The following is a 21,848-nucleotide window of genomic DNA, read 5'->3' as shown; positions in this document are numbered from 1 at the left end:
CCACCATGAAGATCGCCGTTCTCGGCCTGGGCCAAATGGGCCTGGGCATCGCCGCCAATCTGATCGCGGCGGGGCACGAGGTCCGCCTGTGGAACCGTTCGCCCGGCAAGGCCGCGCCCCTTGTCGAACAGGGCGCGACGCTTGCCGCCACGCCCTCGGCCGCCGCGCAAGGCGCCGATGCGGCACTGACGATGGTCGCCGACGATGCCGCGCTCGACGCCGTGCTCACGGGGCCCGACGGCCTGCTCGCCGGCTTGCCGAAAGGCGCGCTCCATATCTCGCACAGCACGATCGCCGTCGCGACCGCCGATCGCCTCGCCGCGCTGCATGCCGAGCACGGCCAGCGCTTCGTCTCGGCGCCGGTATTCGGCCGCCCCGCAGCGGCCGCGGCGGGGCAGCTCTGGGTCGTCGCCGCGGGCGAGGCCGCAGCGCTCGACGATGCCGCGCCGATCTTCGAGGTGATCGGGCGCGCGACCTATCGCGTCGGCGATACGCCCTCGGCGGCGAACCTGGTCAAGCTCGCGGGCAATTTCATGATCATGGGCAGCGTCGAAGTGATGGGCGAGGCGATCGCGCTGGGCGAACGCGGCGGCATTTCGCGCGCGGCGATGCTCGAAGTGCTCACCGGCACGCTGTTCAACGGCACCTTCCACGGCATCTATGGCCCGCTGATCGCCGAGCAGCGCTTTCGCCCCGCCGGGTTCAGCGCGCCGCTGGGGCTCAAGGACATGCGGCTCGCCGGCGAAGCGGCCGCGGCGCTGGGCGCGAACCTGCCGGTGCTCGACATCGTCAAGGCGCACCTTGCCGACACGATTGCGCGCGAAGGCGACGACGTCGATGTCGCCGCCCTCGTCTCGGCGATCTAATCCTCGATCTTGTTACGGAAGGTCTCGGGTAGCAGCAGCAACCCGATCACCAACGTGATCGCGGCGGCGACGACGGGATACCAGAGCCCGTAATAGATATCCCCTGTCGCCGCGACCATCGCAAAGGCCGTCGCCGGCAGGAAGCCGCCGAACCAGCCATTGCCGAGGTGATAGGGCAGCGACATCGAGGTGTAGCGGATCCGGCTCGGGAACAGCTCGACCAGCATGCCGGCGATCGGGCCGTAAACCATCGTCACCAGCACCACGAGGGCGAACAGGATCGCCACAACCATCGGCTTGTTGATCCGATCGGGATCGGCGGCGGCAGGATAGCCTGCCTGGACAAGCGCGGTATGCAGCGTCGCCTGGAACGAAGTGATCTGCGCCTTGCGCTGCGTGGTGTCGGCCAACATCGCCGTCGATGGCGCCACCAGGTTTTCGCCGCCGATCCGCACCGAAACCTCGTCGGAAAGATCGTTGGCGTCGGCCAGCGCCTCCTGCCGATAAGGCACGCCCGCCTTGGCGAGATAGGCCTTGGCGACGTCGCAGGCGGTGCTGTCGAACTTGTTCTTGCCGACCGGATCGAACTGGAAGGAGCAGCGCGCGTCATGGGTGACGACGGTCACCGGCGCCTTGGCCTGCGCCTCGGCCAGTGCCGGGTTCGCCGCCTGGGTCAGCGCGTGGAACAGCGGGAAATAGGTCAGCGAGGCCAGCAGGCACCCCGCCAGGATGATCGGCTTGCGGCCGATCTTGTCGCTCAACCAGCCAAAGAACACGAAGAACGGCGTGCCGAGCGCCAGCGCGATGGCGATCAACACGTTCGCCGTCATCCCATCGACCTTGAGCGTCTTTTCGAGGAAGAACAGCGCGTAGAACTGGCCGGTGTACCAGACCACCGCCTGCCCCACGACGGCGCCGAACAGCGCAATCAGCACGATGCGCAGATTGCCCCAGCGCAGGAAGCTCTCGGTCAGCGGCGCCTTGGAAGTCGTGCCGCTCGCCTTCATCCGGGCATAGATCGGGCTCTCGTTGAGCTGGAGCCGCACCCAGAGCGACACGCCGAGCAGCAGCACCGAGGCGAGAAACGGTATCCGCCAGCCCCAGGCGGAGAACGCCGCCTCGCCCACCGTCGAGCGCGTGCCGATCACCACCAGCAGCGAGGCGAACAGGCCGAGCGTCGCCGTGGTCTGGATCCAGCTCGTGTAGAGCCCGCGCTTTCCGTTCGGAGCGTGTTCGGCAACATAGGTGGCAGCGCCACCATATTGCCCGCCCAATGCCAGCCCCTGGAGCACGCGCAGCGTCACCAGCAGGATCGGCGCGAACACGCCGGCCGTGGCGAAATTGGGCAGCAGGCCGACCGCGAAGGTGGAGCCGCCCATGATGCCCATGGTGACGAGGAAGGTGTTCTTGCGCCCGACCAGGTCGCCGATCCGCCCGAAGACGAGCGCGCCGAACGGCCGCACTGCGAACCCTGCGGCAAAGGCGGCGAGCGCGAAGATAAAGGCAGTGGTTTCGTTCACTCCGGCGAAGAACTGCGCCGAGATCGTCGTGGCGAGCAGGCCGTAGAGATAGAAATCATACCATTCGAAAACGGTGCCCAGCGACGACGCCGCGATCACCATCTTTTCCTTGCCAGTCGCCACATGCGGCGCGGCGAGCGCTTCCTCGGCCATCCTCGCTCCCTTTGTATCGCTGGCCAGCCCTTGAGGCTGGAACCCCGTTCGTGCCGCGCTCTTCGGCGCCTCACCGGCAGGTTCGGCCATTCCGGCGGAGGATTGCAAGCCAAATGCAGGCAAAGCCAAGCTTCGCCGAGCGAAAGCTGTGCTTCACACCCGCTTCCTGCCGCGGTAAACGCATGCCATGTTCGATCGCTTCTTCCTGTCTCACCCGCGCGCTGTCGGCGAAAGCTATGGCGAGCATGCCGCCACTGCGGCGCGGTTCGGCTTCACCATGATCGTGGGCGGCGCCGCCTGCGTCGTCCATGCGATCTTTCCGTCGCTGTTCGTGCGCACTGCCAGCGATGCCGTGAAGCGGCTCTATGGCCAGATGCTGGCGCGGCAGCCCGGCATGGCCGCGCGCAAGCCGGCCTATGAGCAGCCCGAGTGGCAGATCGAATACGAAATCTGACGTGATCGAACATGTCGCGATCATCGGTGCCGGGTTTTCCGGCACGCTGCAGGCGATCAACCTGCTCCGCCACGAAGGGCCCCGCGCAACGCTGATCGAGCGTGCGCCGGTGGCGGGCACCGGCCTGGCATATGGCGCCGCGCATCCGAGCCATGTGCTCAACGTCCGCGCCGGCAATATGAGCGCCTTCCCCGACGATCCGTCGCACTTCGTCCGCTGGCTGGAGGGGCGCGGCGTAAAGGATGCCGCGACCGCATTCATCCCGCGCGTCACGTATGGCGAGTATCTGCGCGAGCTGCTCGAGGCGGCACTGTGCGATTCGGGCGATCGGCTCACGCTGGTGCGCGACGAGGTTGAGGATCTCGATTTCGCCAAGGATGTGCAGATCCGCCTCAAGGGCGGCACGATCCGGGCCGACGCCGCCGTGCTCGCCGTCGGCAACCTGCCGCCGCACGATCCGCCCGGGCTCGATCCCGAAATGCTGTCGCCGAGCCGATACAAAGGCGATCCCTGGGATGCGAGCGTCCCCGAGGGCCTTACCGACGAGGATACCGTGCTGGTGATCGGCACCGGCCTCACGATGATCGACGTCGTGCTGTTGCTCGATGCGCGCGGGTTCAGGGGCCGCATCGTCGCCCTCTCGCGCCGCGGCCTGCTGCCGCGCAGCCATGCGCCGGGCAGCGATTGGGACAAGCTCGCCGAGCGCCCCGCCACCACCGCCTCGCAGCTCGTCCACGATCTGCGCGCGCGCGGCGGGGCGATCGGCTGGCGCAACGCAGTCGACGAGCTCCGCCCCTTCACGCAGGCGATGTGGGGCAATGCCAGCGAGGCCGAGCGCGGCCGCTTCCTGCGCCATCTGCGGCCCTGGTGGGACGTCCATCGCCACCGTCTCGCGCCCGAAGTCCATGCCCGGCTGATGGCAGTGATCGAGCGCGGCCAGCTCGACGTGATCGCCGGCAAGACGCTTAGCTTTTCGGAGACACCCGCGGGCATCGACGTGAAGCTCCGCCGCCGCGGCCAGGACGCGGCCGAAACGATGTCGGTCCAGCGGATCGTCAATTGCACCGGCCCCCTGGGCGACCTCAACCGCACCGATGAGCCGCTGCTGCGCACGCTCGCCGGGCGCGGGGTGATCCGGCCGGACGCGGCACATCTGGGCATCGATGTCGACAATCAAGGCCAGACGATTAACGCCGCGGGCGAAGCCAACGCCAATCTCTATGCGCTCGGTCCGATGACCCGAGGCGCCTTTTGGGAAATCGTCGCGGTGCCCGATATCCGTACCCAGACCTGGAACGTCGCCCGGCGGCTGTCCAACGCGCATTGGGTCGGCGGCGAAGGGCTCTAGTACCGCGCCCAACCGGGATAGTATCAATTGACACTATCCCGCGGACGCGCGTATTTGCGCTGCATGATCGATACAGCCAATCCGCTTGCCAATCCTTTGGGCCTCAACGGCTTCGAGTTCGTCGAATTCACCTCGCCCGATCCCGACGCGATGGCGCGCCAGTTCGAGCAGATGGGCTTCGTTGCCAGCCACAGGCATCCGCGCAAGGCGATCACCCGCTACAAGCAGGGCCGCATCAACCTCATGCTCAACCGCGACGAGAGCGGCCGCGTCGCCGAGTTCCGCGCGGCGCATGGCCCCTCGGCCAGCGCGATGGCGTTCCGCGTCGCCGATCCCGCGGCCGCGATGGCCTGGGCACTCGAGCATGGCGCCAAGCGCACGGCCGAGGACGACACCGTGATCGAGGGCATCGGCGGCTCGTATCTCTATTTTATCAAGGACGGCGAGGACCTCTACGCCGACTGGACCGAAATCCCCGGCTGGCAGCAGGCCGAGGCGGAGAACAATGTCGGGCTCGACCTGCTCGATCACCTCACCCACAATGTCCGCCGCGGCCAGATGCGGGTGTGGTCCGAATTCTACAAGACGCTCTTCGGCTTCGAGGAGCAGAAGTATTTCGACATCAAGGGCCAGGCCACCGGCCTGTTCAGCCAGGCGATGATCGCGCCCGACAAGGCGATCCGCATCCCCTTGAACGAGAGCCAGGACGACAAGAGCCAGATCGAGGAGTTCATCCGCGAATATCATGGCGAGGGGATCCAGCATCTCGCGCTGACCACCGACGACATCTTCGACACGGTCGAGCGGCTGCGCGCGCGCGGCGTTAAGCTCCAGGATACGATCGAGACCTATTACGAGCTGGTCGACAAGCGGGTGCCCGGGCATGGCGAGGATCTCGAGCGCCTCCGCCGCAACCGCATCCTGATCGACGGCAATGTCGGCGAAGAGGGCATCCTGCTCCAGATCTTCACCGAGAACATGTTCGGTCCGATCTTCTTCGAGATCATCCAGCGCAAGGGCAATGAAGGCTTTGGCAACGGCAATTTCCAGGCGCTGTTCGAAAGCATCGAGCTCGACCAGATCCGCCGCGGTGTTATCAAGGTCGACGCCTGATCAAGGATCAAGCCATGCTTGATCCGCGATGCGGCGCGAAGGCGCCGCCGTCGACCGGCCGGCACGGCGAGCGTGCCCAAAGGGGCCGGCTTTGCCGGGACCGACGGGCTCGCGGGTTATAGAGTTTGGAGAGGGGAGCCTGGATCAACCGGGCCCTAAAGCCGCAGGAGGATGAGGGGGCGCCGCACGGCAGCCCCCTCATCCAACTTCACGCAAAGGTTCAGGGAACGGCGCATGCCCGAATATTTCCCCGGTTTCGGCAACCATATCGCGACCGAGGCCGTGCCCGGCGCGCTCCCGATCGGCCGCAATTCGCCGCAAAAGCCCGCATTCGGCCTCTATGCCGAGCAGCTTTCGGGCACGGCATTCACTGCGCCACGCCACGAGAATCGCCGCTCCTGGCTCTATCGCCTGCGCCCCACCGCCGAGCACCCGCCTTATACGCGCTATACCGGCGCCGCCCGCTTCGCGCCGGGCACGGCAGCCGATCCCCTGCCCCCCAATCGGTTGCGCTGGGATCCGTTCGAAGCCCCCGCCCCTGGCACCGATCTGGTCGACGGCATGACGACGATGCTCGCCAACCGCGATCCGGCCGACCTCGAAGGGGTTGCAGTGCATGTCTATGCCGCCAACCAGGACATGGAGGCGCGCGTTTTCTTCGACGCGGACGGCGAGTTGCTGTTCATCCCCCAGGCCGGGCGCCTGACCTTGCTTACCGAGCTCGGCCGCATCGACATCGCCCCCGGCCAGATCGCGCTGGTCCCGCGCGGGGTGCGCTTCCGCGCGCTGCTGCCCGATGGCAGCGCGACCGGCTATGTCGCCGAGAACCATGGCGCGCTGTTCCGCCTGCCCGATCTCGGGCCGATCGGCGCCAACGGCCTGGCCAATCCACGCGATTTCGAGACCCCCACCGCCTGGTTCGAGGATCGCGACGAGACCTTCGAAGTGATCCAGAAGCATCTTGGCAGCCTGTGGATCACGCATCTCGACCACAGCCCGCTCGACGTCGTCGCCTGGCACGGCAATTTGGCACCCTGGCGCTACGATCTCGCCCGGTTCAACACGATCAACAGTGTCAGCTTCGACCATCCCGATCCGTCGATCTTCACGGTGCTCACTTCGCCCAGCGACGTGCCGGGCCGGGCCAACGCCGATTTCGTGATCTTCCCGCCGCGCTGGATGGTCGCCGAAGACACGTTCCGCCCGCCCTGGTTCCACCGCAACATCATGTCCGAAGCGATGGGGCTGATCCACGGCGCCTATGACGCCAAGGCCGAAGGCTTCGCGCCCGGTGGGCTGTCGCTCCACAATCTGATGGCCGGGCACGGCCCCGATCTGGCGAGCTGGCAGGGGGCGAGCAACGCCGCGCTCAAGCCACACAAGATCGAGGGCACGATGGCATTCATGGTCGAGACCTGCTGGCCGTATCGGCCAACGGTCTATGCGCTGGAGCATGCCCAGCCCGATTATGACGCGGCGTGGAAGGGCTTTCCCAAGGCGGTGTTGCCGAAGTGAGCGAACGCCTCATTGAGACGCCGAGGAACGTTACCCTCGGCCCGCTTGATCTGATCCCCGACGGCAGCGCCCGCAATTTCGTCCTCGAGCTGCGCGCCGGCCGATTCCACGGCTTCGTCGTGCGCCAGGGCGAGGCAGTCCACGGCTATGTCGATCTGTGCGCGCATATGGCGCTGCCGCTCGCGCAGACGCTCGACGCCTATCTCACGCCCGACGGCGCGCTGATCCAGTGCAGCTGGCACGGCGCGCTCTACCGGATCGAGGACGGCATCTGCATCGGCGGACCGTGCACCGGCGCGCGGCTCCGGCCCTGGCCGGTGGCGGTGCGCGACGGGATGCTGGTCACCGCCTGACCTTGCCCCACGGCGCGAAATGCGGGATTAGGGACGCAATAGGACAGTAATACTGTCACGCCTGAGAGGATGCCGATGACCCCCGATTTCGATTTCGCGCTCGGCGACAATGCCGACATGATCCGCGACACCACGCGGCGCTTCGCCAAGGAGCAGATCGAGCCGCTCGCCGCCAGGATCGACGCCGAAGACTGGTTCCCGCGCGAGCTATGGCCGGCGATGGGCGAACTCGGGCTGCACGGCATCACCGTCGAGGAGGAATTTGGCGGCCTCGGGCTGGGCTATCTCGAGCATGTCATCGCGCAGGAGGAAGTCGCCCGCGCCTCCGCCTCGATCGGGCTGAGCTATGGCGCCCACTCCAATCTGTGCGTCAACCAGATCCGCCGCTGGGCGAACCCCGAGCAAAAGGCCAAATATCTCCCCAAGCTGATCTCGGGCGCGCATATCGGGTCGCTCGCCATGTCGGAGGCCGGCGCCGGTTCCGACGTGGTCAGCATGAAGCTGCGCGCCGCGAAGACCGATCGCGGCTACGTCCTCAACGGCACCAAATTCTGGATCACCAACGCCGCCTATGCCGATACGCTGGTAGTCTATGCCAAGACCGGTGAAGGGTCGCGCGGGATCACCACCTTCCTGATCGAGAAGGACATGCCCGGCTTCGCCATCGGCCAGAAGATCGACAAGATGGGCATGCGCGGCTCGCCCACCGCCGAGTTGGTCTTCACCGATTGCGAAGTGCCCGACGAGAATGTGATGGGGCCGCTCAACGGCGGCGTCGGCGTGCTGATGTCGGGGCTCGATTATGAGCGCACCGTGCTTGCCGGCATCCAGCTCGGCATCATGCAGGCCTGCCTCGATGTCGTCCTGCCCTATCTGCGCGAACGCAAGCAATTCGGCCAGCCGATCGGCCATTTCCAGCTGATGCAGGCCAAGGTGGCCGACATGTACGTCGCGCTCAACAGCGCCCGCGCCTATGTCTATGCCGTCGCCAAATCATGCGACGCGGGCAAGACGACGCGCTTCGACGCGGCCGGCGCGATCCTGCTGGCCAGCGAGAACGCCGTAAAGGTCTCGCTCGAAGCGATCCAGGCGCTGGGCGGCGCCGGCTACACCAAGGACTGGCCCGTCGAACGCTTCGCCCGCGACGCCAAGCTGCTCGACATCGGCGCCGGCACCAACGAGATCCGCCGCATGCTGATCGGGCGCGAGTTGGTCGGCGGCTGAGCTAATTCAGGTCAAGATCGCTACGGTACAAACGGCCGCTATTGGTGGCTAGCCGACATTTCTTATTCGTAGATCAACGCGGCAGCTAAGATGCGGGCGGCATGGCGCCAAGGATTGCTGTCCGCAGGTTCGCTCCAATCGTTCGACCACGCGGCCATGGCCTCAAGGAAGGAACGTAGGTCGACGTTTTCCCACTTTCCCGAGCCTGAGGGATCGTCCAACTCGGCACGCAGGCTCGAAACATAGCGCGCAAAGGTTGTCTGATCGACTACGTCATCGTGCTCCATCAGCGAAGTATGCCTCTAGGTGGGCATGTCCGCAATTGGGCGCTAGCTGCCCTTCTACATTTGGTCCGCGATTGCCGCACGCGAACCGCCCAGACTGGCGCCGCCCTGGCCCCTCCCCCGAAAGGAAGAGGCCAGCGGATCACTTGAACAGCTTGAGATCGATCGCCTCGCCCATCGCCGTTTCGCCGCGGCCATTGGGATGGAGATTGTCGCCGCCCTGGAGCGCGCTCGCCAGCCGCTTGGGATTGGCGGGATCGGCGACCACCTTTTCCATGTCGATCACCGCGTCGAACGCCCTGGAACTGCGCATCCAGTTGTTGACCGCGACGCGCGTCGCCTCGCCTTCGGGCGAGGCATAGCCGGCGCCTTCATATTGCAGGATCGTCATCCCGATCACCTTGATGCCATGCTCGTGCGCACGCTGGATCAGCTGGCGATAGCCCTGGATCAGCGCCGCGGGCGTCACCACCGGATTGCCGCCCCGGCCCGAATTGCCGATGTCGTTAATGCCTTCGAGGATCACGACATGGCTGACGCCGGGCAGCGCCAGCACGTCGCGATCGAACCGCGCCAGCGCACTCGGGCCCGCACCGGTGGCGAGGATGCGGTTGCCCGAGATTGCCTGAGTCACCACGACATGCGGCATGCCCGCCGCGGCGAAGCGGCGGCCGAGCACGTCGCCCCAGCGGCAGATCGGCATAGCTTCGTTGGCGCAGCCGGTATTGTCGGTGATCGAATCGCCATAGGCGACGACGACTGGCCGCGCTTTGGCGCCGAGCACGTCGATGCCGGCGATCAGCGGGCGGAACGCAGTCTTCGACACCGGGGTGAAATCGCCGGCGCTGTGGTCGCCGGGGCCTGACACGAAGGTCGGCGCGCCACCGGCATTGTGGACAGTCGCGAGTTCGGCATGGCCGGGCAGGAAGATCGATATCTCGACCAGATCGAACGCCTTGACCGGCAGCGCGACGGCGTCGCTGAGCAGCGGCGCGCCCTGGGGCAGCGTCGTCGTCCCTTGCCCGTCAAAGGTCAGCGGCACGGCCGCGCCGCCGGCGACGCGCACGGTCGCCGCGCCGATCGCGATCGCCGGGCCATAATCATTGGCGAGGCGCAGCCGCAGCTTGCCGCCCGCCGCGCCGACGCGCACCGTGGCGCGGATCGTCGCATTGTCGACGACGAGGCGCTGCTCCGCATTGCCCGCCTGCCACATGCTGGCGGTCCATGCCGCCGTCCACGGATCGGCTGCGGGCGCCGCACCCACCGTCAGCAGCGCAGCCGCGCCCAATGCACTCTGGAACCAGCGCATAAACCCCTCCCTCTATTTTTCGTTTCGGATCACCAGACCTTCACGCGCTTGTCCGGCGCCAGATACAGCTTCTCGCCGGCCTTGACGTCGAACGCGCCATACCAGGCATCGAGATTGCGCACCGTCTGCGCGCGGAACCGGGCCGGAGCATGGACATCGGTGGCGACGCGCCCGCGAAGCTGCTGCTCGCGGCTCTTGTCCCGCCAGCTCTGGGCGAAGGCGAGGAAGAAGCGCTGGTCGCCGGTCAGCCCGCCGATCACCGGCGCGTCCTTGCCGCCGAGCGAGGCATGATAGGCCTCATAGGCCGCGGTGAGCCCGGCGACGTCGGCGATATTCTCGCCCAGCGTCTGCTTGCCGTTGACGTGCAGCCCGGGCAGCACCTCATAGGCGTCATATTGCGCCGCCAGCGCCGCGCCCGCCGCCTCGAAGCGCGCGAGATCGGCCTTGGTCCACCAATTGCGCAGGCGCCCGGTCGCATCGAAATCGGCGCCGAGATTGTCGAAGCTGTGGCTGATCTCGTGGCCGATCACTGCGCCGATCGAGCCATAGTTCGAAGCGGCATCGGCATTCGGATCATAGAAGGGCGCCTGCAGGATCGCCGCGGGGAAATTGAGCGCGTTCTGCAGCGGCAGGTTGACCGCGTTGACCGTCTGCGGCGTCATCCACCATTCGCCGCGGTTCACCGGCTTGCCGATCTTGGCGAGCTGGTGGCGATATTCGGCAAGCTGGGCGCGGCGGATATTGCCCACCGGGTCGTCTGCCTTGACCTCGAGCGCGCCGTAATTGCGCCAGGCCTCGGGATAGCCGATGCCGACCTGCATCGTTTCGATCTTCTTGCGCGCCTCCGCCTTGGTTTCGGGCGCCATCCAGTCGAGCGCTGCGACGCGCTTGTCGAACGCGCCGAGGATGCCCTTCACCATCGTCTGGATGTCGGTCTTGGACGAGGCGGGGAAATAGTCCTTGGCGTAGAGCTGGCCCATCGCATCGCCCAGCCAATTGTTGACGCTGCCGATCGCGCGCTTGTCGCGCGGGCGCGGCTTGGGCTGGCCGTTGAGCGTGTGGCTGTAGAATTCGAAATGCGCCTGGTCGAACGCGCTCGGCAGCACGTCGGTGACTTCGTTGAGGCGGTGGAAGGTCAGCCAGTCCTGCCAGGCCTGGAGCGGCTCGCTGGCGACCAGCTTGGCGATCCCGGCGACCGCGCGCGGATGCCAGACGATGAAATCCTGCTGTTGGCCAAGCGATGCCGCATTCCAGAAGGCATCCCAGTCGATGCCGGGCGCCTTGGTGGCGAAATCGCCCTTCTTCCAGGGATTGTTGGCCTTGTGCGCGTCCTGGCTCTCGGTGATCGGCGCGTGGACGGCGGCGATCTTGGCCTCGAGATCGAAGATGCGCTGGGCGCGGGCGTCGGGCTCGGTGACGTTGGCAAGGCTCAGCAGCTTGCCGATATAGGCTTTGTACTGGTCACGGATCGTCGCCATCTCGGGCTTTGCCGAGAGATAGTAATCGCGCTCCGGCAGACCCAGCCCGCCCTGGAGCAGATAGGGCACCGTCGTGTCCGGCCGCTCGAGCGCCTGGGTGACGAAGATGCCGAACAGATTCTCGGTCTCGAAGTTCGACGCGTTCAAGGGATCGACATCGGCGCGGATATTGCCGCCGAGCATCGCCGACAGCGCCTTCTTGTCGGCCAGCGCGGCGATCGCGTCCATCTCGGCCCCCATCGGCGTCAGCCCGCGCTGCTCGATCGCGCCAGTGTCGGTATAGGCATTGTACCAGTCGGCGATGCGGCGCTGGTCGGTGCCCGGCGCGGCATTGGCCTTGAGCGCGGCGTTCAGGATCGCGACGTTGTTCGCCTCGGCCTTGTTGAACACTTCGAGAAACACGCCGGTGCTCGAACGGTCGGCCGGGATTTCGGTCTTCGCGCGCCAGCCGCCATTGGCATATTGATCGAAATCGTCGCCCGGCCTGGCCTGCTTGTCGATCCCCGCGACGTCGACTCCGACCCCCTTGCCCGCCGCTTCCTGGGTCTGGCCGCTCCCGGGCGCCCCCGGCGTGCAGGCAGGGGTTGCAAGCAGCGCGGCCAACAGGATTGCGCGAGTCTTCACGTGCGAACTCTCCAATTGTCTTCGCGATGCGTGCTACTCTCGCCGCGAGCCGCGCGCCAGTACCTTCCCAAGCGTCTCATCGCGTTGTAGGCAAGGGGAAAACTAGGACAGGAAGGATGCCCTAATGAGCGCCCCGGTGCTCGACAGCAAGGTATCGCCCGAGGGAGAGGATTTCCGCGCGAGAGCCGTGCACAATCGTGCATTGGCACAGCGGTTGCGCGCCGATGTCGCCCAGGCGGCGCTCGGCGGTTCCGAGGCTTCGCGCACGCGCCATACCGGCCGCGGCAAGCTCCTCCCGCGCGAGCGCGTCGAGCGACTGCTCGATCCCGGTGCGCCGTTCCTCGAGATCGGCCAGCTTGCCGCCTTCGACCTCTATGACGGCGAAGTCCCCGGCGCGGGCATGATCGCCGGGATCGGCCGCGTCTCGGGCCGCACCGTGATGATCGTCTGCAACGACGCCACGGTGAAGGGCGGCACCTATTACCCGCTGACGGTCAAGAAGCATCTCCGCGCGCAGGAGATCGCCGAAGCCAACCGCCTGCCGTGCATCTATCTCGTCGACAGCGGCGGCGCCAACCTGCCCCACCAGGCCGAGGTCTTCCCCGATCGCGACCATTTCGGCCGGATCTTCTTCAACCAGGCCAATATGTCGGCGCTGGGCATCCCCCAGGTCGCCTGCGTGATGGGCAGCTGCACCGCGGGCGGCGCCTATGTTCCCGCGATGAGCGACGAGAGCGTCATCGTCCGCGAACAGGGCACGATCTTCCTCGCCGGCCCGCCGCTGGTCAAGGCCGCGACCGGCGAGGAGATCAGCGCCGAGGAGCTGGGCGGCGGCGACTTGCATGCGCGCAAGTCCGGCGTAGTCGATCACCTCGCCGAGAATGACGAGCACGCGCTGACCATCGTCCGCGACATCGTCAGCCACTTGCCCGCCGATCGCGCGCCCGACCTCGCGCTGCTCGATCCGCGACCGCCCAGATATGCGCCGGAAGAGCTTTACGGCATCGTCCCCGAGGATGTGCGCGCGCCCTACGACGTCCACGAGGTGATCGCGCGGCTGGTCGACGGCAGCGAATTCCACGAGTTCAAGGCGCTCTATGGCAGCTCGCTGGTCTGCGGCTTCGCGCATATCTGGGGCATGCCGGTGGGCATCATCGCCAATAACGGCATCCTGTTCTCCGAGAGCGCGCAAAAGGGCGCGCATTTCATCGAGCTCGCCTGCCAGCGCCGCGTGCCGCTGCTGTTCCTCCAGAACATCTCGGGGTTCATGGTCGGCGGAAAGTACGAGGCGGAGGGGATCGCCAAGCATGGCGCCAAGCTGGTGACGGCAGTGGCGACGGCTACGGTCCCCAAGATCACCATACTGATCGGCGGCAGCTTCGGCGCCGGCAATTACGGGATGTGCGGCCGGGCCTATTCGCCGCGCTTCCTGTTCAGCTGGCCCAACAGCCGGATCAGCGTGATGGGCGGCGAACAGGCGGCGTCGGTACTCGCCACCGTCCATCGCGATGCCGAGAAATGGTCGCCCGAAGAGGCCGAGGCATTCAAGGCGCCGATCCGCCAGCGCTACGAGGACGAAGGCAATCCCTGGCACGCCACGGCGCGCCTCTGGGACGACGGCATCATCGATCCCGCCCAGACCCGCGACGTGCTGGGCCTCGCGCTGGCGGCGACCCTCAACGCCCCGATCCCCGAGCGGCCGGCGTTCGGCGTGTTCCGGATGTGATGGGCGGGGCTGGTCCTCAAATTCCTCCCCGGAACGGGGAGGGGGACCGCGACGCGCAGCGTCGTGGTGGAGGGGGCCCACGCCAGCCCAAGGCACTGCGCGCGCCGATCAAGGACGTGAAGAAGGCCCGCGCCGATCGCAAGCAGATGTCCTTCCCCGAGGTGCTGCTCTGGCAGCAGTTGCGCAAGGAGCCGGGCGGCTTTCGGTTCCGGCGGCAAAACCCGCAGATTGGGTATCGGCTTGATTTCGCCTGTCTCGAAACGCGGCTTGCTATCGAAGTGGACAGCGAAGCGCATGAACGCGGCGATCGGCCGCAACGCGATACCGTTCGTAACCGGCGGCTCGCCGAGATCGGCTTTCTGACACTACGTATTCCCGCCGCGGAGATCCTGAAGGATCTCGGTGCCGTGATCACCGGCATTGTCGTCGCCTGCCGAGAGCGGGGCCCCCTCCACCGTCCTTCGGACGGTCCCCCTCCCCGTTCCGGGGAGGGATTTTGAAGGAATGCCGATGCTCCTCCCCCTCCTCCTCGCTTTGCAGACCACCCCCGTCGCGCCTATCGTCAAGGGCACCGCGCTGCCCCCGCCCGCCAGCGAGGAAGCCGCGGTGCTCGCTCCGATCAACGGCGTCTTCGCCGCGATCGCCGCGCGCAACGGGCAGGCGGCGTTGCCGCATGTGCGCGTCGAGGGGCGGGCTACCGCCACGGGTACCAAGCCCGACGGCACCCCGGTCATCAACGGCCGGAGTTGGGCCGAATTCGCCGCGGGGCTCACCCCCGGCCCCGAACGCTATGAGGAGCGCATGCCCGCGCCGGCGATCGAGATCGATGGCGATATCGCGATGGCCTGGGGCGACTATGTTTTCCTGGTCGACGGCAAGGTCGCCCATTGCGGCGTCAATCATTTCGACCTGGTCCGCGAGGCCGGCAGCTGGAAGGTCCTCAACGTCACCTGGTCGCGCCGCACCACGGGGTGCCCGGGCCAATGAGCCGCGACACGCTGTTCCTGCTCGAGCATGACTTCGCCGATCCCGCGCTGGGCGGCGAGCGCGTCTTCTATTGCAAGGATTGCATGACGATCGAAGGCCTGCTCGCCACCTTCCCGGATCGCGCCGCGAATATCGATGTCGTCCGCGTCGCCTGGCCGCGCCCCCGCCCCGCGGTGGTCGCCGCGATCGGCGAGGCGAATCAGAACCTGCCGGCACTCGTCTGGACCAAGGAAGAAGGCGGCACCGGCTTCGCCAACGAGATCGAGGCCTTGCTTGCCGCCCTCGCCACGCGCCACGGCTTCCCTGAGCGCCACCCATGAAGCTGGAAGCCGAGGGCATGGCACCGATTGCAGAACCGAGCGAGGATCAGGTTCGCAACCTGGTTCTCTCGCTCGCCATGCCCCGGCCGACTTTCGCCTCGCTCAACGACGCGCACGGCAATTACATTCAGGTCGCCGGTGGCAGGCCCTGGTGCATGGTAGAATGGCGCCAGGCCAATCCGCTCGTCCATTATGGTGCCACCGCCAAGGCCGTGCGCAGTCCCTACAAAGATGGCGCCAAAATCCGCTCCGGCGCGGGCGAGATCGCCCTGCAGGCCGACGAATGGCTGCTCCTCAAGCAGGCCGCCGAACTGTTCCTGGCGTTCCGCGCGGGCAAGCAATTTCCCGACTTCGTCCGATGGAGGACGATGAACTCCAAACTTGGACTCTCCGAATGATCCAGTCCCTGCTCATCGCCAATCGCGGCGAGATCGCCTGCCGGATCATCCGCACCGCACGGGCGATGGGCATCCGCACCGTCGCGGTCTTCTCCGATGCCGACGCGCACGCCCTGCACGTCCGCCAGGCCGACGAAGCGGTGCATATCGGCCCGTCGCCGGCGCGCGAGAGCTATCTGGTCGGCGACAAGATCATTGCGGCGGCCAAGCAAACCGGCGCCGAGGCGATCCACCCGGGCTACGGCTTCCTCTCCGAAAATGCCGACTTCGCCCAGGCCGTGCTCGACGCCGGGCTGATCTGGGTCGGCCCCCGCCCCTACAGCATCCGCGCGATGGGCCTCAAGGATGCCGCCAAGGCGCGGATGATCGCCGCCGGCGTGCCGGTCACCCCGGGCTATCTCGGCGAGGACCAGTCGCCCGCGCGGCTGCAGGCCGAGGCCGACGCGATCGGCTATCCGGTGCTGATCAAGGCCGTCGCGGGCGGCGGCGGCAAGGGCATGCGCCGCGTCGATGCGGCGGCCGACTTCCAGGATGCGCTCGCCTCGTGCCAGCGCGAGGCAGCCTCGTCGTTCGGCGACGATCGCGTGCTGATCGAGAAATACATCCTCTCGCCGCGCCATATCGAAGTGCAGGTGTTCGGCGACACCCACGGCCAAGTCGTCCATCTGTTCGAGCGCGACTGCTCGCTCCAGCGCCGCCACCAAAAGGTCATCGAGGAAGCCCCCGCCCCCGGCATGGACGACGCGACCCGCGAGGCGATCTGCGCCGCCGCAGTGCGCGCCGCCAAGGCAGTCGACTATGTCGGCGCCGGCACGATCGAGTTCATCGCCGATGCCAGCGAGGGCCTGCGCGCCGACCGCATCTGGTTCATGGAAATGAACACCCGCCTGCAGGTCGAGCATCCGGTGACTGAGGAGATCACCGGACAGGATCTGGTAGAGTGGCAATTGCGCGTCGCGAGCGGCGAGCCTCTGCCCAGAAGCCAGGACGAGCTGGCGATCGACGGCTGGGCAATGGAGGCCCGCCTCTATGCCGAGGATCCGGCCAAGGGGTTTTTGCCGAGCACCGGCACGCTCGACTATCTCTATTTCCCGCACGATGCGCGCATCGAGACCGGTGTCGAGGAAGGTGACGCGATCTCCCCCTTCTACGATCCCATGATTGCAAAACTCGTTGTGCATGGCGCGAACCGGGACGACGCCCGGACGGCATTGGTGGAAGCGTGCGGGGCTACGTGCTGCGCACCCGTCCGAACCAATGCGTGGTTTCTCCGGCGGCTCGCCGAACATCCAGTGTTCGCCTCTGGCGATGTCTCCACCGGTTTCATCGGCGCGTTCGCCGACGATCTCACCACAGCGCCCGAGCCCAGCCCGCTGCTTCTTCAGGAAACGGCAGAGCACCTGATCTTCGACAATTGGGACGAGCGCGCCCAATGGGAGCATCGCACACTCGACTTCAAGCGCGGCCTCACCGGCTTCCGTCTCAATCGCCCGCCCGAGACGCGCGTATCGCTCTACCTAGACGGCAAGCCGATGCCCGCCTTCAGCTACGACCTGACGCTCTACGACAGCGCCGCCACTTTCGAGGTCAGCACCGGCGTGTCGCACAACCAGCGCGAAGCGACGTATTTCGAGGGCGGCGCAGCGTTCACCTTCACGCGGTTTGCCGATGTCTCGCGGGCGGGCACCGCCGGCGACGGCGCGATCCTCGCGCCTATGCCGGGCCGCGTCACGGCGGTGGAAATCGCCGCCGGCAACGCGGTTACCAAGGGCCAGCGCCTCGTCACCCTCGAAGCGATGAAGATGGAGCACGGCCTTACCGCCCCGTTCGACGGCATCGTTGCCCAGCTCAACGCCGAACCCGGCGCGCAAGTCACCGAGGGCACGCTGCTCGTCCGTATCGAGAAATCCGAATGAGCGACCTGCTGATTCGCGAAGCCATCCCCGACGACCTCCCCGCAATCCTCGCGATGCTCGCCGAGGACACCATCCCCGCCGATCGCGAAACCAACCCTGCCGATCCGCGCTACCGCGCCGCCTTCGCGGCGATCGCCGCCGACCCGAACCAGTTGCTCGTCGCCGCCGAAGTCGATGGCCGCGTGGTAGGGACGCTCCAGCTCAGCTTCCTTCCCGGCCTGTCGTTCCGCGGCGCCTGGCGCGGGCAGATCGAGGCGGTGCGCATCGCCAGCGATGTGCGCGGCCGCCGCTATGGCGAGCAGCTGATCGCCTGGGCGGTCGAGCGCTGCCGCGAGCGCGATTGCTTCCTCGTCCAGCTCACTTCGTCCAACCCGCGCATTGACGCGCACCGTTTCTACGAGCGGCTCGGCTGGGCGAAGAGCCATACCGGGTTCAAGCTCAAGCTTCGGGAGCCGAATTGATGGCGGGCCGCTTCTACGACGAATGGCAGGTTGGCGATCGGATCGAGCATGATCTGCGCCGCACCGTGACGGAGACGGACAACCTGCTCTTCTCCGCCCTCACTCACAACACCCAGCCGCTGCATATCGATGCCGAGGCGGCGCGGGCCAGCGAGTTCGGCCAAATCCTCGTCAACGGCACCTTCACCTTCAGCCTGATGGTCGGGATCACCGTGGGCGACACGACGGCGGGCACGCTCGTCGCCAATCTGGGGTATGACAAGCTGGTGATGCCGAAACCCGTGTTCCTCGGCGACACGCTGCGCGCTTCGTCCGAGGTGAGCGAGATGCGGCCGAGCAAGTCGCGCCCCGGCCAGGGGATCGTCACCTGGCGGCATCAGATGCATAACCAGCGCGGCGAGCTGGTCTGCGAATGCTTCCGCTCGGCCTTGCTGCGGAGCCGCGCAGGCTGAGGCGCGTTAGGGCCGCCGAGGAGATGGCATGGACGAGATCGAAGTCGCGGTAATTGGTGGGGGCGCGGCGGGCGTGGCGGCGCTGAGGACCCTGGCCGATGCGGGCGTGGACGCAGTGTTGCTCGAAGCCAAGGATCGGCTCGGCGGCCGCGCCCACACCGTCCACCATGCCGGCATGCCGCTCGATCTCGGTGCCGGCTGGCTCCATTCGGCGCCGAACAATCCGTGGGTCGCGATCGCCGAAGCGCGCGGCTTCGCGATCGATCGCAGCCTGCCGCGCTGGCGCGAGCAATGGCGCGAACTCGGCTTTACCAAGGCCGAGCAGCAGGCTGCAGGAGTTGAATTCGAGCGCTTCGACCAGCGGCTGCGAACGCTCGAGGGCGACTGCGCTGCCGATGCCCTCGATCCGCGGAGCCCCTGGAATCCGTATCTCGAGGCACTCAGCGGCTATATCAACAGCGCCGGTTGGCGCAGCGTCTCGGCAAGCGACTATCTCGCTTATGAAGACGCCGCGGTCCAGACCGATTGGCGAGTCGAAAGCGGCTATGGCGCGCTCATAGCCTCGCACGCCGCGCAATTGCGGACTGCGCTTGCAACCCCAGTCAGCGCGATCGACGGCAGCGGCAGAGAGCTGCGGATCGAGACGCCGCGCGGAACGCTCCACGCCGCACGCGCGATCGTCACCGTCTCGACCAATGTGCTGGCCAGCGGCGCAATCCGCTTCGATCCCGCGTTGGACGCAACGCTCCACGCCGCGGTCAGCCTGCCGCTCGGCTTGGCCGACAAGTTCTTCCTCGCGCTTGACGGAGCGGAGCAAGTCCCCGCCAACGCCCATCTGATCGGCAATCCGCGCTCCGCCACCACGGCCACTTACACGCTGCGCCCGTTCGGCCGCCCGGTGATCGAGGCGATGGTCGGCGGCGATGGTGCTGCTGCACTACGGGACGAAGGGCTGGACGGCGCTGCAGCGTTCGCAATCGGCGAACTGTGCACGCTGATAGGCAATGATTGGCGCAAGCGGCTGCGACTGGTCGCCGGTTCGGGCTGGGGTCGCGATCAGCATGTCCTGGGTGCGTACAGCCATGCGTTGCCGGGCGAAGCCGATGCCCGCAAGACGCTCGCCACGCCGATCGACGAACGCATTCGCTTTGCCGGCGAGGCCTGTTCGCCGGGCAATTTCTCCACTGCCCACGGCGCTTACGAAACCGGCGTCGCCGCGGCCCGGGCGCTTCTCGCGGCGCGCTAGGCTACACGATCACGCACGGGATTGGAGAATTCCATTTCCTCGTCGATCCCGCCATATTTCAGCGCCATCAGGTCACGCGCGTAGCTCTGATGGACGCGCCACGGCTTGCGGGTCGCCTGTTTGGGGAGCCGGTCGGCGGCGCGCTGGACATAGCCCGAAGTGAATTCGAGAAAAGGGGCCTCCTCCACCGGGCGTGCCAGCCGCGGCGTCACCTGGCGCATACCGCGCTTGCGCATCGCGTTGAGCAGCCGCGTGACATAGTTGGCGGTAAGGTCGGCCTTCAGCGTCCAGGAGGCGTTGGTGTAGCCGAAAGCAATCGCGAAATTGGGCACGTCCGACAGCATCATGCCCTTGTACATCAGGTGCTGCGCCGGATCGAAGCGCACCCCATCGACCGCGACTTCAATATCGCCCATCAGCTTAATCACCAGCCCAGTGGCGGTCACCACCAGGTCAGCCTCGATCTCGCGACCCGAGGCTAGGCGAATGCCCGTCTGCGTAAAGCGGTCGATCGTGTCGGTGACCACCTCGGCGCTCCCGTTGCGGATCGCGGCGAACAGGTCGGCGTCGGGCACCAGGCACAGTCGCTGGTCCCAAGGATTGTACCGCGGTGTGAAGTGGGTCGCGACGTCATAGTCCCGTCCAAGCTCGGCGCGGACCATGTCGATCAGCCGTTCCTTGGCCTTTGCGGGATGCCTGCGCATCAGCCGGAAAAAATATTGCTGGAGCAGCACGTTCTTCCACCGCGTCACCGCATAGGCCGCCCTCGCCGGAAGCACCCGGCGCAGGGCATTGGCAACGACGTCCGCGGAAGGGCGCGCCACGATGTAGCTGGGCGAGCGCTGAAGCATCGTGACGTGCGCCGCCTGCTTGGCGAGTTCGGGGACCAGCGTCACCGCCGTCGCGCCGCTGCCGATCACCACGACGCGCTTCCCGGCATAGTCGATATCATCGGCCCATAATTGCGGGTGGACGATCCGGCCGGTAAACGTCTCGGCGCCGGCAAAGTCCGGCGAATAGCCCTTCGCATAGTCATAATAGCCAGTGCCGAGATACAGGAAGCTGCAGGTGAAGCGCAGCTCCGCCCCGTCATGCTCGGCCACGACGTTCCACAGCGCCTCAGCGCTGGACCAGTCGGCGCGCTTGACTCGGTGCCCGGTGCGGATGTTCCGATCGATGCCGTAATGCTTCGCGGTGCTCACCAGATAATCGAGGATCGCGCCGCCATCCGCGATCGCCTTGGCATCCGTCCACGGCCGGAAGCCGAAACCCAGCGTATACATGTCCGAGTCCGATCGGATGCCGGGATAGCGGAAAAGGTCCCAGGTCCCGCCCAGCCGGGCGCGGCCTTCGAGGATCACATAGCTGCGATCGGGGCTGTTCGCCTGCAGGTGATAGGCCGCGCCGATCCCCGAGATACCGGCGCCCACGACGACGACGTCGAAATGCTCTGTCATTATCCTCTCCGCACCACCGTGTTTACAGCAATGTAAGTAGCGGAGCCAGGCCCATCCTGGCCTAGGCGCAGAGAGGCTTCAATAGTCGCGCGAGTAGCGCAGGCTCACACTCGACCCCCCGAACGACCCGGTCTGCGAGAGCAGGCTGAGCGCGCGAGTCAGCGAGATTTCGAGCTGGGTCGCGGTGAACCCGCGGGCGTCGGTGATGATCTCGATATAGATGTCGTTGGTGATGTATTTTCCGGCGGCCAGCGAGGTGCCGCGGCCGGTGGTGTCGTCGGCGCCGAGGATCCGCAGCCGATCGATGCCGGTGGCCGATTTGAGCTGGCCGAGCGGATTGAGCCCGCCGCCCGAACCGCTCAGCGAATTGATCGCCGCGGCCAGCTGGATCGCCTCGGTCGCGGAGAGGTTGGTGACGTTGGTGCCGAAGAAGATGCGCGACAGCACTTCCTCCTGCGGCAGCGACGGGTTCGAACTGAAAGCGATCTGCGGCCGCTGCGCGGTGCCCGAGACGTCGAGGATCGCCGTCACGCCCTCGGCTGTGGTCGTCGCCTCGAGGTCGATCGTCGGGTTGGTGAGTTGCGCGCCCTGGAAGCGGATATTGCCGCGAAGTCACTTCGAACCGGCGGCTGGCGAAGCTGTAG

The 21,848-nt window shown here is 66.6% G+C and carries 22 protein-coding genes; 16 read left to right on the top strand and 6 right to left on the bottom strand.

The genetic code is table 11. The features are described from left to right. Positions 1–5: 5 nt before the first annotated feature. Positions 6–866, top strand: a complete 861-nt coding sequence (locus AB2M62_RS05945) for an NAD(P)-dependent oxidoreductase (RefSeq protein WP_404338439.1) — start codon at positions 6–8, stop codon at positions 864–866. Here AB2M62_RS05945 and AB2M62_RS05940 read toward each other — a convergent pair. Beyond that, a complete protein-coding gene (locus tag AB2M62_RS05940) occupies positions 863–2,539 on the bottom strand; it encodes an MFS transporter (RefSeq protein WP_404338438.1) in 1,677 nt (558 codons plus the stop codon). The genes AB2M62_RS05945 and AB2M62_RS05940 overlap by 4 nt on opposite strands. Before the next feature lie 187 nt (positions 2,540–2,726). Between AB2M62_RS05940 and AB2M62_RS05935 the strand changes: the two genes are divergently transcribed. The 6 genes from AB2M62_RS05935 (at position 2,727) to AB2M62_RS05910 (ending at position 8,546) form a co-directional block, all read left to right on the top strand. Then, positions 2,727–2,993, top strand: coding sequence for a DUF6356 family protein (locus AB2M62_RS05935; RefSeq protein WP_404338437.1), 267 nt, complete (start codon positions 2,727–2,729; stop codon positions 2,991–2,993). Position 2,994: 1 nt separating this feature from the next. Beyond that, complete coding sequence (locus AB2M62_RS05930) at positions 2,995–4,341, top strand: FAD/NAD(P)-binding protein (RefSeq protein ID WP_404338436.1); 1,347 nt, start codon at positions 2,995–2,997, stop codon at positions 4,339–4,341. A gap of 63 nt (positions 4,342–4,404) precedes the next feature. Continuing rightward, positions 4,405–5,454: a 4-hydroxyphenylpyruvate dioxygenase gene (gene hppD / locus AB2M62_RS05925; protein ID WP_404338435.1), complete on the top strand. Its 1,050-nt coding sequence runs from the start codon at positions 4,405–4,407 to the stop codon at positions 5,452–5,454. A 234-nt stretch (positions 5,455–5,688) separates the two neighbouring features. Continuing rightward, positions 5,689–6,969: a homogentisate 1,2-dioxygenase gene (gene hmgA / locus AB2M62_RS05920; protein WP_404338434.1), complete on the top strand. Its 1,281-nt coding sequence runs from the start codon at positions 5,689–5,691 to the stop codon at positions 6,967–6,969. Then, positions 6,966–7,322, top strand: a complete 357-nt coding sequence (locus AB2M62_RS05915) for a Rieske (2Fe-2S) protein (RefSeq protein WP_404338433.1) — start codon at positions 6,966–6,968, stop codon at positions 7,320–7,322. The genes hmgA and AB2M62_RS05915 overlap by 4 nt, the downstream gene beginning before the upstream one ends. A gap of 75 nt (positions 7,323–7,397) precedes the next feature. Beyond that, positions 7,398–8,546, top strand: a complete 1,149-nt coding sequence (locus tag AB2M62_RS05910; protein ID WP_404338432.1) for an isovaleryl-CoA dehydrogenase — start codon at positions 7,398–7,400, stop codon at positions 8,544–8,546. Positions 8,547–8,608: 62 nt separating this feature from the next. Here the strand turns inward: AB2M62_RS05910 and AB2M62_RS05905 are convergent, their stop codons facing one another. The 3 genes from AB2M62_RS05905 to AB2M62_RS05895 all read right to left on the bottom strand — a co-directional run bounded on the left by AB2M62_RS05905 (position 8,609) and on the right by AB2M62_RS05895 (position 12,241). Then, a complete protein-coding gene (locus AB2M62_RS05905) occupies positions 8,609–8,833 on the bottom strand; it encodes a hypothetical protein (RefSeq protein ID WP_404338431.1) in 225 nt (74 codons plus the stop codon). Positions 8,834–8,972: 139 nt separating this feature from the next. Beyond that, positions 8,973–10,139, bottom strand: a complete 1,167-nt coding sequence (locus AB2M62_RS05900; protein ID WP_404338430.1) for an SGNH/GDSL hydrolase family protein — start codon at positions 10,137–10,139, stop codon at positions 8,973–8,975. A 29-nt stretch (positions 10,140–10,168) separates the two neighbouring features. Next, entirely contained in the window at positions 10,169–12,241 is a 2,073-nt protein-coding gene (locus AB2M62_RS05895; RefSeq protein WP_404338429.1) for a M13 family metallopeptidase, read from the bottom strand. A 124-nt stretch (positions 12,242–12,365) separates the two neighbouring features. Here AB2M62_RS05895 and AB2M62_RS05890 point away from each other — a divergent pair, with 124 nt between their 5' ends. From AB2M62_RS05890 to AB2M62_RS05850, 9 genes are all read left to right on the top strand, one after another. Beyond that, on the top strand, positions 12,366–13,967 hold the full coding sequence (locus AB2M62_RS05890) for a carboxyl transferase domain-containing protein (protein ID WP_404338428.1): 1,602 nt from the start codon (positions 12,366–12,368) through the stop codon (positions 13,965–13,967). Between the two features lie 116 nt (positions 13,968–14,083). After that, positions 14,084–14,467: an endonuclease domain-containing protein gene (locus AB2M62_RS05885; protein ID WP_404338427.1), complete on the top strand. Its 384-nt coding sequence runs from the start codon at positions 14,084–14,086 to the stop codon at positions 14,465–14,467. Between the two features lie 10 nt (positions 14,468–14,477). After that, positions 14,478–14,954 carry a hypothetical protein gene (locus AB2M62_RS05880; protein ID WP_404338426.1) on the top strand — a complete coding sequence of 159 codons (477 nt, stop codon included), beginning with the start codon at positions 14,478–14,480 and terminating at the stop codon, positions 14,952–14,954. Further along, entirely contained in the window at positions 14,951–15,274 is a 324-nt protein-coding gene (locus tag AB2M62_RS05875) for a DUF3088 family protein (RefSeq protein WP_404338425.1), read from the top strand. Before AB2M62_RS05880 ends, AB2M62_RS05875 begins: the two co-directional genes overlap by 4 nt. Beyond that, complete coding sequence (locus AB2M62_RS05870; protein WP_404338424.1) at positions 15,271–15,672, top strand: hypothetical protein; 402 nt, start codon at positions 15,271–15,273, stop codon at positions 15,670–15,672. Before AB2M62_RS05875 ends, AB2M62_RS05870 begins: the two co-directional genes overlap by 4 nt. Continuing rightward, complete coding sequence (locus tag AB2M62_RS05865) at positions 15,669–17,588, top strand: acetyl/propionyl/methylcrotonyl-CoA carboxylase subunit alpha (RefSeq protein ID WP_404338423.1); 1,920 nt, start codon at positions 15,669–15,671, stop codon at positions 17,586–17,588. The genes AB2M62_RS05870 and AB2M62_RS05865 overlap by 4 nt, the downstream gene beginning before the upstream one ends. Beyond that, positions 17,585–18,049 (top strand): GNAT family N-acetyltransferase, encoded by a 465-nt coding sequence (locus AB2M62_RS05860; RefSeq protein WP_404338422.1) that lies wholly within the window; start codon positions 17,585–17,587, stop codon positions 18,047–18,049. Before AB2M62_RS05865 ends, AB2M62_RS05860 begins: the two co-directional genes overlap by 4 nt. Then, positions 18,049–18,501 carry a MaoC family dehydratase gene (locus AB2M62_RS05855; RefSeq protein WP_404338421.1) on the top strand — a complete coding sequence of 151 codons (453 nt, stop codon included), beginning with the start codon at positions 18,049–18,051 and terminating at the stop codon, positions 18,499–18,501. The genes AB2M62_RS05860 and AB2M62_RS05855 overlap by 1 nt, the downstream gene beginning before the upstream one ends. Positions 18,502–18,529: 28 nt before the next feature. Beyond that, entirely contained in the window at positions 18,530–19,747 is a 1,218-nt protein-coding gene (locus AB2M62_RS05850; RefSeq protein ID WP_404338420.1) for a flavin monoamine oxidase family protein, read from the top strand. Here AB2M62_RS05850 and AB2M62_RS05845 read toward each other — a convergent pair. Next, positions 19,744–21,204 carry a flavin-containing monooxygenase gene (locus AB2M62_RS05845; RefSeq protein WP_404338419.1) on the bottom strand — a complete coding sequence of 487 codons (1,461 nt, stop codon included), beginning with the start codon at positions 21,202–21,204 and terminating at the stop codon, positions 19,744–19,746. The two genes, AB2M62_RS05850 and AB2M62_RS05845, sit on opposite strands and share 4 nt — an antisense overlap. A 78-nt stretch (positions 21,205–21,282) precedes the next feature. Beyond that, complete coding sequence (locus AB2M62_RS05840; RefSeq protein WP_404339825.1) at positions 21,283–21,768, bottom strand: translocation/assembly module TamB domain-containing protein; 486 nt, start codon at positions 21,766–21,768, stop codon at positions 21,283–21,285. Positions 21,769–21,848: the final 80 nt, after the last annotated feature.

The sequence above is a fragment of the Sphingomonas sp. MMS12-HWE2-04 genome, assembly GCF_044881185.1.
Lineage (GTDB): Bacteria > Pseudomonadota > Alphaproteobacteria > Sphingomonadales > Sphingomonadaceae > Sphingomonas.
The sequence above is the reverse complement of the archived record's forward strand: the minus strand, read 5'-3'. Positions and strand labels throughout refer to the sequence as shown.

Excerpts from the sequence above, each read along its gene's own strand:
- AB2M62_RS05945 (WP_404338439.1), top strand. The coding sequence starts at position 6 with ATGAAGATCGCCGTTCTCGGCCTGGGCCAAATGGGCCTGGGCATCGCC.
- AB2M62_RS05940 (WP_404338438.1), bottom strand. The coding sequence starts at position 2,539 with ATGGCCGAGGAAGCGCTCGCCGCGCCGCATGTGGCGACTGGCAAGGAA.
- AB2M62_RS05935 (WP_404338437.1), top strand. The coding sequence starts at position 2,727 with ATGTTCGATCGCTTCTTCCTGTCTCACCCGCGCGCTGTCGGCGAAAGC.
- hppD (WP_404338435.1), top strand. The coding sequence starts at position 4,405 with ATGATCGATACAGCCAATCCGCTTGCCAATCCTTTGGGCCTCAACGGC.
- hmgA (WP_404338434.1), top strand. The coding sequence starts at position 5,689 with ATGCCCGAATATTTCCCCGGTTTCGGCAACCATATCGCGACCGAGGCC.
- AB2M62_RS05910 (WP_404338432.1), top strand. The coding sequence starts at position 7,398 with ATGACCCCCGATTTCGATTTCGCGCTCGGCGACAATGCCGACATGATC.
- AB2M62_RS05905 (WP_404338431.1), bottom strand. The coding sequence starts at position 8,833 with ATGGAGCACGATGACGTAGTCGATCAGACAACCTTTGCGCGCTATGTT.
- AB2M62_RS05900 (WP_404338430.1), bottom strand. The coding sequence starts at position 10,139 with ATGCGCTGGTTCCAGAGTGCATTGGGCGCGGCTGCGCTGCTGACGGTG.
- AB2M62_RS05890 (WP_404338428.1), top strand. The coding sequence starts at position 12,366 with ATGAGCGCCCCGGTGCTCGACAGCAAGGTATCGCCCGAGGGAGAGGAT.
- AB2M62_RS05880 (WP_404338426.1), top strand. The coding sequence starts at position 14,478 with ATGCTCCTCCCCCTCCTCCTCGCTTTGCAGACCACCCCCGTCGCGCCT.
- AB2M62_RS05875 (WP_404338425.1), top strand. The coding sequence starts at position 14,951 with ATGAGCCGCGACACGCTGTTCCTGCTCGAGCATGACTTCGCCGATCCC.
- AB2M62_RS05870 (WP_404338424.1), top strand. The coding sequence starts at position 15,271 with ATGAAGCTGGAAGCCGAGGGCATGGCACCGATTGCAGAACCGAGCGAG.
- AB2M62_RS05865 (WP_404338423.1), top strand. The coding sequence starts at position 15,669 with ATGATCCAGTCCCTGCTCATCGCCAATCGCGGCGAGATCGCCTGCCGG.
- AB2M62_RS05860 (WP_404338422.1), top strand. The coding sequence starts at position 17,585 with ATGAGCGACCTGCTGATTCGCGAAGCCATCCCCGACGACCTCCCCGCA.
- AB2M62_RS05855 (WP_404338421.1), top strand. The coding sequence starts at position 18,049 with ATGGCGGGCCGCTTCTACGACGAATGGCAGGTTGGCGATCGGATCGAG.
- AB2M62_RS05850 (WP_404338420.1), top strand. The coding sequence starts at position 18,530 with ATGGACGAGATCGAAGTCGCGGTAATTGGTGGGGGCGCGGCGGGCGTG.
- AB2M62_RS05845 (WP_404338419.1), bottom strand. The coding sequence starts at position 21,204 with ATGACAGAGCATTTCGACGTCGTCGTCGTGGGCGCCGGTATCTCGGGG.